Below are 11348 nucleotides of genomic sequence, written 5' to 3'. Positions count from 1 at the left end.
AAGCCTATCTCGACCGGATCGAACAGGTCGACCGGAGCGGCCCCACGCTGCAGGCGGTCCTCACCCTGAATCCGGATGCGCTGGACGCGGCCCGCGCGCTGGACGCAAAGCGCGCAGCGGGTGAACCGCTCGGCGCGCTGCATGGCCTGCCTATCCTGATCAAGGACAATATCGAGACGGCCGACGCCATGCCCACCACGGCCGGCGCGCTCGCCCTGAAGGACAATATCACCGGCCGCGACTCGCCCCTGATCGCGGGCCTGCGCGCGGAGGGCGCCATCATCCTTGGCAAGACCAATCTCAGCCAGTGGGCGAACTTCCGCTCCAACAGCTCGATGAGCGGCTGGTCCGCCCTTGGTGGGCAAGTCCGNAATCCGCACATGCTGGACCGCAATCCCTGCGGCTCCAGTTCCGGCTCTGGCGCAGCGGCGGCTGCCTCACTCGCCGCGGGAACCGTCGGAACAGAAACCAATGGGTCGATTTCCTGCCCCTCTACGGTCAATGGCGTGGTGGGCTTTAAACCAACCGTCGGCCTTGTCTCGCAAGACTATATTATCCCGATCTCCTCCTCACAGGACACGGCAGGCCCAATGACCAAATCGGTCAGGGGCGCAGCGATGATGCTGTCCGCGATGGCAACCGGAGATACGAGAACGGACTATGCCAGCGCTTTGGACGACGCCTCTCTTCAGGGCGCGCGCATCGGCGTGTTGCGCGGGGCAGAGGGNAGCAACGCCCTGATCCGGGAGCGCTTCCACGCGGCACTGGNCGATNTGGAAGCGGCGGGCGCCATCCTTGTTGATATAGAAGATGTNGACATGCCGAGCGGCTTCTGGGGCAAGGCGTTCGATGTGCTGAAATATGAGTTCAAGGCCACGCTGAATGCCTATCTGGCCACCACCCCCGACGCGGTCACGACCCGCTCTCTTGCAGACCTCATCGCCTTCAACCAGCANAATGCCNANNCCGAATTGGCNCTGTTCAACCAGGATATTTTCGAACAATCGAACGCGATGGACGGGCTCGAGTCAGACGGCTATCGCGANGCCGTCGCCCTTGTGCAGTCGGCAACACGTGAGGATGGCATAGACCGTCTTCTGGCGGANCATGACGTGATTGCACTGGTGGCGCCGACNGGCCCCCTCGCCCCGCGCGTTGATCCGGTCAATGGCGATGTCTGGCCGGACTGGCCCGGCGCAGGCTTCATGGCGGCAATCGCCGGCTATCCGCACCTGACTGTACCGATGGGAACTGCTCGCGGCCTGCCGGTCGGAATCTCGTTCATGGGCGGAAAGGATCAGGACGCCACCATCCTCTCCCTTGGCTACGCCTATGAACAGGCCAGCAATGCCCGCGCAGAACCGCAATACTATCAGACGGCAGAGGACCTGCCGAACATCGCAAATGCCATGCGCCGCCCAGATTAGGCACTAGAGCAGGATCGTGCCCTTGCCGTCCTTTTCCAGCGCGCGCTGATAGGAGGGATAGGCCCGCATCTGCTGCAGGAAACGGTGCGCATTCGGATAGTTTCCGGCGTCCATGCCAGCCCGGTGCGCGGCCAGCTCCATCGAATATCCCATTACGATATCTGCTGCCGTCAACTCTTCGCCAGCGAACCATTTATGCTTGCCCAGCGCCTTTTCCGCCTCTGCCATGAACGCGCTCAGGCGCGGGCCGAAGAAGGCCTTGTCCAGGCCGCCCACCAACATCTTCGCCGCAGGCTTCAGGAAAAATGGCGCGCGGCTGGTCATCGCCATCATGACGAATTTGTTGGTCAGCAAGGGCTGGAAACTGCCCTGCGAGGCATGGAACCAGAACAGGTAATCTGCACGATTATCCGTCCCCGGCGCGGGGCGCAGGCGGCCATCATCATGCTTGTCCATNATATAGTCGACAATGGCATTCGTCTCGGCCAGCGTGACGTCACCATCGCTGATGCAGGGCGCAGTGCCGAGCGGTGANACGGCCTTGTATTCCGCCGGGGCCAGCCGNGTGTTNGGATCGCGGTCATACAGCTTCACCTCATAGGGCACACCCAATTCCTCCAGCAGCCAGAGGATGCGGATGGATTGCGACTTTTCGAGATGGTGNAGCGTGATCATGGATTNGCCCCTCAGCCCAATATTGGAAACAGGAAGNACTGTAGGGCGCGGGGCGACCGCGTCCAGCTTTCCCTTGCGCAGGGGCGATGAATTTCCGCGCTAGAGCGTGATCTCGCGCCCTTCAGCGGCGGAGCGATAGATCGCCTCGATCAGCGCCATGTCCCGCAGGCCCATCTCGCCCGGCGTGATGATTTCGGTNCCGTCGCGAATGGCGTCCGCCAGATGATCGCACTGAAGCGCGAATTGTACGTTCGGGTCGCCAGGATTGAGGTCTTCGGTCACGCCATCGCGGGTNAGGCTCATCTTGTGGCCGCCATAGCCCGTCGCCGGTTGCATGAGCAGCGTGCCGGCCTCNCCNTCNACCCGCGCCATATTGTTGCCGGGCGCGGTGTCATAGGAGGTGAACAGGCGCGCCGTCGCCCCGGACGGGAAGCGCAGATCTGTCGTGACAGTGGAGAAGATCTGCTCGAAGCGCGGATCGTTTGCGGGCTGCTCGGTCACGGCCTTTACGGCCACCGGCATTTCCCCAGACAGGTAGAGCGCAGATTGAAGACCATAAATCCCGTAATCCTCCAGCGGCCCACCTCCGGCCAGCGCGCGAACCACCCGCCAGTTTTCAGACACGCTGGTCGGTCCCATACGGTAATTCTGCGCCGTCTCGATATGTTTGATCTTGCCGACTGCCCCTTCCCGCATCAGTTCCATGGCGCGCAAATTGAACGGCTCGAAATGACAGCGATAGGCAAGCATCAGCTTGCGATTGGCNGCCTCCGAGGCAGCAATCATCTGCTCGCATTCGGCCACCGACATCGCCATCGGCTTTTCGCACAGGACATGCTTTCCTGCCGCAAAGCTCTTTTCCGTCCATTCCAGATGCAGGCCCGTCGGCAGCACATTATACACCGCTTCGACGCGATCATCGTCGGCGATGCGGTCAAAGTCTTCATACGAATAGATGGCATCCTCCGACAGGCCATAGGCCGCNGCCACCTTCTTCGCCTTGTCAGGGTTTCCGGACACGACTGCCGCCACNTGACACCGGTCGGCCGCGGCCAGCGCGGGCAACACTTTGCCGATGCCNTAGCCGCCCAGCCCCATNACGGCGAACCCGACGCTGCCCTCTTTCGGTGCNGGCGGCGGACTGTCGGGCAACTCGCCCCAGTTGGGCCACGGCATGCCGATCGCCTTGGCCGGGATCGCGCCGCTGCCTTCTGCACTGGCACATCCCGCGATCCACGGCGCCGCCGCAAGGGTGGCGGAACTTAGGGCAATGAATTGCCTGCGCGAATGAATGAATCCGGTCATGAGGGTCTCCCTGAGGGTCGCTGCATCTTGTGTTAGCGCTACCGAAAGAGAAACCCAGCCGCCCTGCNCGGTCAAGGGAAAAGCCGGGCGTGGTTGATCACAACCGCGTCACAGCAGGCCCTGGCCAGACTTTCGGATACGCTCCACCACAGCGCCGACATGATACTGCATGGNNCCCGGCCCCATCGGCGCCTGACGTGCAAACTCCTCCTGCACTTCGTCGGCCCGTTTCTCCGCCGCCAGCCAGGCCGACGGTTCCGGCACGATNAGGAATGTGCCACGCGCGATCTCGTCCAGCGTGTGGCGGGCTACCTCCTCCGCCGGCTTGCCTTGCGCCATGACCGCACGGGCGATCGCGCTGCGGCGCTCATCCGCCGACATACCCGTTGCTGCGGGGCTCGTATCCGGCATGCCTGTCGCGGTCAGGCCGGGGCACAACACGCTCATGCCGATACTGTCCGGTAATTCAGCCCGGAACACATCGCCCAGCGCCAGGACGCCATGCTTTGATGCCGTGTAGAAACCATTTCCCGGATGTTGCAGGCCAAGGGCGTGTTCAGATGCGGTCAGGCAGATATGCCCGGNATGGCCCGCCTCGATCATCCGTACAGCGAAGGCCTTCGCCGTAGCCCAGACGCCTTTCAGATTCACGCCCATCGTNACATCGAATTCCGCCTCACTNGCCTTGAGCAATGGNCGGGCAACACTGATNCCGGCATTGGCAAAGACAAGATCGACCCCGCCCANCCAGTTCCAGGCCTCCTCCGCCATCGCCTCGACACCCGCCACATCGGCGACATTGCACGCAATGGCGTGCGCCGCATCGCCCAGCTTTGCTGCCTGCGCCTCGGCGGCGTCCTTGTTGATGTCCACAATCACAACGCGGCCGCCATCGGCCACCATTGCGTCAGCCAGCGCCGCACCAATGCCGCTTGCACCACCTGTTATGACGGCTGTTCGTCCCTTCGTTTCCATGTCTGCGTCCTCCCCATTCATACATTATGTCAGCTATAGCGCGCCTCGACCTTTTCACCTGCCGTGCCGGCCTGCACCGCCTTCACGCTGGCATCGAGGTCGGCGAGATAGGCGTCCGCCACGTCGGCATGTTTCGGGCTCAGCATCAGGTGCAGGCTTGGTGGCTCCTTCGTGACGGAGGTGAACCAGCCCCGCCGGAAGATCTCGCCATAGATCGCGAAGGCATGGACATCCGGATGCGAGAAGGCCACCAGGCCCAGCATCGGATTGCCGACCACGTCAAAGCCGAGCCGCTTGACGCCCTCCTCGATACGCTCCCGCGTCGCGCAGACCTGCCCCTGAAGCCGCTTGTAGCCTTCAATGCCCAGAGTGTTCATCACGCCCCAGGCCGCAGAGATCGCTCCGCCCGGCCGCGTGCCTGCCAGCGTCGGCGTCTTCATCGGCGCGCCGCTCCACCCGGCCATGTCAAACGGCATGTGGGCATACAGCTCCTCTGACCGGAACAGGACTGTCGACGCGCCCTTCGCGCAATAGCCGTATTTATGCAGATCCGCGCTCATGGATTTGACGGCCGGAACCTCGAAATCGAATTCAGGCACGGGCACGCCATTCATCCGCGCAAAGGGCGCGAAATAGCCGCCGACACAGGCGTCGACATGCAGCCAGACATCCTTCTGCTCCGCCACCTGACCCAGCGCCGCGATCGGATCAATGATGCCATGCGGGAAGTTCGGCGCCGACCCGACCATCATGATCGTCGCGGCGTCCACAGCCTCCCCCATCGCCACCGGATCCGCCTCATAGCTGCCATCAGTTTTCAGAGGCACGCGGCGAATTTCGATGTCCATCAGATGCGCAGCCTTGTCGAAGGCAAGATGCGCCGATTGCGGCAGCACCACATTTTGCCCCTCGCGCGGCTTGCCCCGGCTGCGCGCATAATCGCGCGCGGTCTTCATCGCCATCGTGATCGAATCGGTGCCACCGGACGTCATCGCCCCGGTCGAGCCCTCCGGCCCATGCAGCAGGGACAGGCCCATGCCGATCACTTCCTTCTCCATCTGTGCCAGGCTCGGGAAAGCGAGCGGACCGAGACCATTCTCCGCCATGTAGAGCCCATAGGCGTCATGCTGGATGTTCGAGATTTCCGGCCCTGCATTAAATACGTAGACCGTGGTGCGTCCGTCGCGCCATTGCGCATCCCCGCCGCCGCGCGCAATCATCTCCTCGCGCACGTCACTCCAGTCGCGCCCCTTTTCCGGCATGGTGATCATGTAAACTGTCCTCCCGATTGCCGGTGTTCCGGCCTGTTTGGGACAGCCTAGAGAGATTGCACCCAGACGCAACCAAAGGCGGCGCGATGCGTTGGATTGGCACGAAGGAGTATGCACATGACACAGCAAGCTGATCCGAAGAATCGCAAACCAGAGACCGAAACCGAAGACGAACCGACTCACCACAAGAAGGTTCGCCCTGCGGGTGCAGAGAATATGGAGCATCCCCCGGAAGAGTGGAACGAGGTCGATGAGGAACTCGACGAGTCCTTCCCGGCCAGCGACCCACCGGCAAATTACTAGTGTTTCATTCAGGGCAAAGGCTCGCAAAGATGGCTTCTGCCACAATGGGTTAGTCACAGCTTCCCGCAAGCGAACCTGACTTTTTTGCTCGCCCGTTGTGCGAACGCCGTTGCGAGCCTGCGTCCACGCCCCTACTGTAAGCATCGCTACGACGACATACGACATCTGGGGAATACACAGGCTTATGACGGACTATATCGGCTATGAGGCACTTACTCAGGCGGCTATGCGGGGCGTTGTACGCGAAGCCCTGCGCACTGGCGTTGAGGGCAACGGCCTGCCGGGCGACCATCATTTCTACCTGACTTTCCAAACCCGCGCCCCCGGCGTGAAGATTGCCGACTATCTGATCGAGCGCTTCCCCGAAGAAATGACCATCGTGATCCAGCACCAATACTGGGATCTGGAAGTGCATGACGGCCATTTCGAGATAATCCTGAAATTCTCCGGCGTGCCCCAGCACCTGCACGTGCCCTATGCCGCCATCACACGGTTCGTGGACCCGTCGGTCAATTTCGGCCTGACATTCGAATCCCCGGACAAGGACGCTGCCGTTATTTCTCCTGCGGGCGAAGCAACCAGCGCGCCCAGTGCCCCTGAGGACGCCGAAAGCGCCGAGGCAGAGGCCGGAACCGTCGTCAATCTCGACGCCTTCCGCCGCAAATAGGGCCGGACCGCAACCATGTCCGACGACGAAAAACCCCGCGTCTCCGACGCCGACATGCTGGCGCGTTTCCAGAACTCCAAGAAGCGCCCGCCCTGCTCTGACACATTGGGCATGCGCCTTGTCGAAGTCGAGCAGGATGCCCAGCGCATCCGCATGGATTTTGACGTCTCTCCCAGCTTCGCCAACCCGACCGGCGCGGTTCAGGGCGGTTTCATTTCCGCCATGATGGACGAAGCGATGAGCACCTGCGTGATCATCGCCTCCAACATTACCATGACGGCGCCAACGCTTGAGATGAAGACCAGCTATCTGCGCCGCCTGATGCCAGGCAAGGCCAGCGTTGAGGCCCGCATCCTGCGCATGGGCAAGTCCGCCGCCTTCATGGAAGCCGAATGTTTCGATGCAGATGGCAAGCTCGTCGCCAAGGCGACCGCCACCGCCATCCCCATGCTGTTCAAACGCCTCGGCTGATGAGCTTTGACAAGCGCGCCTTCTGGCAGGACTTGCTGACGCGGGACGATATTCCCGCCGCCGCCCGCTTCCTGAATTTCGAACTGATCGCCTTTGACGAGACCGAAGGCTGGGTCGAAGCNGCTTTTACCCTGCCGCCCGAAGCGGGCAATCCGGCTGGCGATGGCCAAGGCGGATTCGTTGCGGCCATGCTGGATGAAGTGATGAGCGTCGCGGGCTCCATCGTGCAGGATGGCCCGGCGATGGCCCCCACCCTGCAAATGACAACAAGCTATATCCGCCCCGTNCCGGTCGGTGAGCGCCTGATCGGTCGCGGCGAATGTGTCCGCCGGGGCCGCGCCGGCATTTTCACGCAAGGTTTCCTGCGCCGCNAAGACGGCACATTGCTGGCGCAGGCCACTGCCAGCTGCATTCCGCGCGCCCTCGGCTGAGCCGTAGACGCGTTTTTTTCAGGCCAAATTGCGCTCACATGCTTGATCCCGCCCGCACAGGCCATATGTGTGATTGAGAATTATTCTCAACACAGGTATGCCCGTTCATGTCCTCATCCAATTTTGCCGAAGCCATCGTCCTGCGCACCGCACAGCTGACGCCGCACATGTATCGCCTGACCTTCCGGTCAGAATTTGCGGCAGACTTCACGCTCGGCGCGCCCGGCCAATACCTGAAAGTGCTGGCCCCTGCCCCCGGCGAAGCTGGCCCGCCCGCCTTCGATCCGGACACCTACAAGACACAGATGCGCACCTATACGCTGCGCCATGTCCGCCCGGCGGAGCAGGAATTCGACATCGATTTTGTCGTGCATGGCGATGAAGGCATTGCCGGGCCGTGGGCGAAACAGGCCAAGCCTGGCGACCATATCCTGATCTCGCGCCCCGGTACGCTGAAATTCACGGTCGAAGAGGCAGACTGGCATCTGTTCGCAGCGGACATGGCCGCCATCCCGGCCGCCGCCATCGAACTCGAAGGTCTGCCAGAACATGCGGTCGGCGATGCCTTCTTCGAAATCCTCAGCGAGGAAGACCGCCAGCCCGTGCGCGCGCCAGCCGGCATCACCATCCACTGGATCATCAAGGCGGACTCCCACGCGCCGAGTGACGAGCTGATCGATGCGATCCAGTCCGTCACCTGGCGCGACGGCGCGCCCAGCGTATTCGTCGCCGGCGAATTCTCCGTGGCGAGACTATTCCGCACCTATTTCCGCAAGGAACGCCCGACACGCAAAGACCTGACCTATGTCAGCTCCTACTGGAAACTCGGCCTCATCGAACCCGAACACAAAGCCTTCAAGGCGAAAATAGCGGCCTAGGCCGTCGCCATCGACTTAACCTGCACCTTGGTCGGGCGGGACTTGCCCTTGCCGTAGAGATTGACCTTCAGCTTCGAGATCGCATGGACCAGCGCGTTCGGGCCGTACTTGATCTCTCCGGTGAACTCGATGTCCGGGAAGCGCTGGAAAATCTGCTCATAGGCCACGCGCAGCTGCATCTGCGCCACGCGGGATCCGAGGCATTTGTGGATGCCGTGGCCGAAGGCGATATGCTTGTCGACATTGTCGCGCATCATGTCGAACCGGTCCGGGTCCGGGAAAATGTCCGCATCCCGATTGCCGGCGCCGTACCACATGACGACCTTCTCATCCTTGGCGATCATCTGGCCGTTCAGCTCAATGTCTTCCAGNGCGGTGCGGCGCATGTGCTTCACCGGNGAGATCAGGCGCAGCGCCTCGTCNGACATNCGCGGGATCAACGACGGATCNTCCAGCACCATGGCGCGCTGNTCCGGCCATTCTGTCATCAGCTTGATCGTGCCCGACAGGGAATTGCGCGTCGTGTCATTGCCCGCAAAGATGATCAGCAACCAGGANCCGTCGAGAAATTCCTGTGGCAGGTCTTCATCGTCCAGCTTGGAATGGGCGATCACGGTCAACAGGTCTTCCCGCGGATTGGCGCGGCGGTCTGCCATCACCTGCGCGCCATAGGCAAACATGTCCTCAACCACTTTCTTGAAGCGCAGCGGGAACAATGGTTCGCCCAGGAAGGTGCGCAGCGGATTGGTCATGAACTGGCTGGCCATTTCCAGGTAATGCATCCAGTGGACGATCTTCTGGCGATCTTCTTCGTCCACGCCCAGCATCTCGCACAGGGTGAACAGCGGCAGCTGGTTGGAAAACAGTTTGACGAAATCGACCTCTGGTCCGTTCGCCTCCAGATCATCCAGCAGCGAGTCCACCTTCACGCTGACCTTCTCGCGCAATTGCTTCACATAGGCCGGAATGAAGAAATCCTTCTGCTGGATGCGCATCTGCATGTGGCGCGGCTCATCCATCGAGATCAGATTGTCCATCGCCGCGCGCACCAGGATTTCCGGTTTCCAATGCTGGCGCGGGGGCACGGCCAGATTGATGCCGCCCCGCTCCGATGAAAAAACCTGCGGCTGCAGCTCAACGGCCTTGATGTCTTCATAGCGGGAGACCGACCAGAAGCCCGTGCCGCCCCGCCCCATCTTGGACCACATGACCGGCGCTTCGCTGCGCATGCGGGCATAGAGTTCGTAGGGGTGGCCCTGTGTCCAGGAGTTGGGATTCCAGAGCTCGAAATCCGATTCGAGCATGGGATAGGCAAGTGGGTTTGCCGGCATTACTGCGCCGGTGTCTTCAAGAATGGCGTCGCTGACCAGCCTCGTCATGGCTTCCTCCGAGTCATGTTTTGACCACACTATCCCCGGCTCTCCCTACGACACTCAAGGGGCAAAAACCGGCTTTCTCTATTTAGAGCAGAAATTCCCTTCGCCCAGCGTCACCCACGATTTCGCGGCTGATCCATGTTAAGCTCACTGGAGTGATCCGGCGCAAAGACCGGACAGGGAGGAAAACATGGCCGACGACCAGACCGCACCGCCGGTGCCGCAATCCGTTATTGAAGTGACCGCTTTCATGCCCGATGCGCGCGCCAATCCGCATCCCAAGCTTGAAGCCCTGCGCCACAATTGTCCCGTCATGCGTGACGAGATCGCCAAGACCTGGTTCCTGACGCGCTATGCCGACATTCGCGAAACCGTGAATGATCGCAGCTTCGTCCGCCATCCGCTCAATTCCGAAGAAGGCTCAATTTCGCGCCAGCTGATCGAGGACGACGAAACCCCGCGCCGCACCTCCATTCTCTTCCTGGATGACCCTGACCATGCCCGCGTTCGCCCGCCCCTGGCGAAGGCCTTCTATGCGCGCATCCAGAAGATGAAGCCCCAGATCGAAGCCATTATTGACGAGACCATCGACGCCGCGCCCGCGACCGGCCGGTTTGACCTGATGGCAGACATCGCCGTGCCCATCCCCGTCACCGTCATCGCCCGCATTCTCGGCGTGGACGAGGAACGCCTGCCGGATTTCCGCCAATGGTCAGAAGACATCATCCTCAGCCTCAATCCCGTGCGCACCCCGGAAGAGACGGAGCGGATGGAACACGGCAGCCACGCGCTCGACGCCTATTTCACCGAATTGATGGAGGCGCGCCGCAAGACCCCCGGCGATGATCTGATTACAGACATGGTACAGCTGCAGGCAAGCGGCGACGCTCCGCTGACAGATGACGAACTGCGCATCAATCTCGGCGCGCTCCTTGTTGGCGGGAACCTCACCACGACAGACCTGATCGGCAATGGCGTGTGGCTGTTCCTGACCCATCCGGACCAGCTCGCCGCGTTCAAGGCCGATCCGGCACTGGGCGCGCAGGCGGTTGAGGAAGTGCTGCGCTATGAGGCGCCCGTCTCGGCCACCTCCCGCATCGTCGAGGCCGACAAGACGGTCGCCGGTTGTCCGATGAAGGCCCATCAGGTCGTGTTCTGCTCACTCGCCTCCGCCAATCGGGACGAGGCCGTATTTGACGCGCCCGAGGCGTTCGACATCACGCAGAAACGCGCCAGCCATGTCGCTTTCGGCGGCGGCCCACATATCTGCATCGGGGCCCCCTTGGCCCGCATGGAAGCGCGCCGCGTGTTCGAGAAACTGTTCGCGCGCTATCCTGACATGCGCCTGCCAGAGCAGGAACTGACCTGGCGCGCCCTCCCCTTCTTCCGTGGGCTGGAGCGACTGGACGTGGAAGTGTGAGTTTCTCCCGTGTCTTCGGCGAATGCCGGAGCCTCCACCCCATTCCTGTCATCCGGGAAAGCCTGAAAGGCTTGTCCGGGACCCATCGCAGACCAGCGCAACTCCCATACCCTCTGCCCAAGCCGCTCCAATAGGTCCCGGATATTTGC

Annotated in this window: 12 protein-coding genes; 7 read left to right on the top strand and 5 right to left on the bottom strand. The window is 61.8% G+C overall.

Going from position 1 to position 11348, the window contains the following annotated elements; genetic code table 11:
* Window positions 1–1427, top strand: a 1427-nt coding sequence (locus tag CBB91_RS12380; protein WP_273014259.1) for an amidase, incomplete at its 5' end; no start/stop codon positions are given.
* A gap of 3 nt (window positions 1428–1430) precedes the next feature.
* On the opposite strand, the gene CBB91_RS12375 is transcribed toward CBB91_RS12380, so the two are convergent.
* The 4 genes from CBB91_RS12375 to CBB91_RS12360 all read right to left on the bottom strand — a co-directional run bounded on the left by CBB91_RS12375 (window position 1431) and on the right by CBB91_RS12360 (window position 5653).
* Window positions 1431–2102, bottom strand: a complete 672-nt coding sequence (locus tag CBB91_RS12375; RefSeq protein WP_273014258.1) for a glutathione S-transferase — start codon at window positions 2100–2102, stop codon at window positions 1431–1433.
* Window positions 2103–2201: 99 nt separating this feature from the next.
* On the bottom strand, window positions 2202–3407 hold the full coding sequence (locus tag CBB91_RS12370; RefSeq protein ID WP_273014257.1) for a Gfo/Idh/MocA family oxidoreductase: 1206 nt from the start codon (window positions 3405–3407) through the stop codon (window positions 2202–2204).
* Window positions 3408–3515: 108 nt separating this feature from the next.
* The gene (locus tag CBB91_RS12365) at window positions 3516–4382 is read right to left on the bottom strand and encodes an SDR family NAD(P)-dependent oxidoreductase (RefSeq protein WP_273014256.1); all 867 of its coding nucleotides are present in this window, start codon (window positions 4380–4382) and stop codon (window positions 3516–3518) included.
* 29 nt (window positions 4383–4411) lie between these two features.
* Window positions 4412–5653: an aspartate aminotransferase family protein gene (locus CBB91_RS12360; RefSeq protein ID WP_273014255.1), complete on the bottom strand. Its 1242-nt coding sequence runs from the start codon at window positions 5651–5653 to the stop codon at window positions 4412–4414.
* A gap of 117 nt (window positions 5654–5770) precedes the next feature.
* On the opposite strand from CBB91_RS12360, the gene CBB91_RS12355 reads away from it, so the two are divergent.
* The 5 genes from CBB91_RS12355 to CBB91_RS12335 all read left to right on the top strand — a co-directional run bounded on the left by CBB91_RS12355 (window position 5771) and on the right by CBB91_RS12335 (window position 8403).
* The gene (locus CBB91_RS12355; RefSeq protein ID WP_035546724.1) at window positions 5771–5956 is read left to right on the top strand and encodes a hypothetical protein; all 186 of its coding nucleotides are present in this window, start codon (window positions 5771–5773) and stop codon (window positions 5954–5956) included.
* A gap of 184 nt (window positions 5957–6140) precedes the next feature.
* Entirely contained in the window at window positions 6141–6623 is a 483-nt protein-coding gene (locus CBB91_RS12350) for a ClpXP protease specificity-enhancing factor SspB (protein ID WP_273014254.1), read from the top strand.
* Window positions 6624–6638: 15 nt separating this feature from the next.
* Window positions 6639–7094 carry a PaaI family thioesterase gene (locus CBB91_RS12345; RefSeq protein ID WP_035546735.1) on the top strand — a complete coding sequence of 152 codons (456 nt, stop codon included), beginning with the start codon at window positions 6639–6641 and terminating at the stop codon, window positions 7092–7094.
* Window positions 7094–7525, top strand: coding sequence for a PaaI family thioesterase (locus CBB91_RS12340; protein WP_273014252.1), 432 nt, complete (start codon window positions 7094–7096; stop codon window positions 7523–7525). The genes CBB91_RS12345 and CBB91_RS12340 overlap by 1 nt, the downstream gene beginning before the upstream one ends.
* A 107-nt stretch (window positions 7526–7632) precedes the next feature.
* Window positions 7633–8403 carry a siderophore-interacting protein gene (locus CBB91_RS12335; protein WP_273014251.1) on the top strand — a complete coding sequence of 257 codons (771 nt, stop codon included), beginning with the start codon at window positions 7633–7635 and terminating at the stop codon, window positions 8401–8403.
* Here CBB91_RS12335 and CBB91_RS12330 read toward each other — a convergent pair.
* Complete coding sequence (locus CBB91_RS12330; RefSeq protein WP_273014250.1) at window positions 8400–9782, bottom strand: cytochrome P450; 1383 nt, start codon at window positions 9780–9782, stop codon at window positions 8400–8402. The genes CBB91_RS12335 and CBB91_RS12330 overlap by 4 nt on opposite strands.
* Before the next feature lie 187 nt (window positions 9783–9969).
* Between CBB91_RS12330 and CBB91_RS12325 the strand changes: the two genes are divergently transcribed.
* Window positions 9970–11199 (top strand): cytochrome P450, encoded by a 1230-nt coding sequence (locus tag CBB91_RS12325; RefSeq protein ID WP_273014249.1) that lies wholly within the window; start codon window positions 9970–9972, stop codon window positions 11197–11199.
* Window positions 11200–11348 lie beyond the last annotated feature (149 nt).

It is taken from the genome of Hyphomonas sp. TMED31 (assembly GCF_002172815.1).
Taxonomy (GTDB): Bacteria; Pseudomonadota; Alphaproteobacteria; order Caulobacterales; family Hyphomonadaceae; genus Hyphomonas; species Hyphomonas atlantica.
The sequence above is the reverse complement of the archived record's forward strand: the minus strand, read 5'-3'. Positions and strand labels throughout refer to the sequence as shown.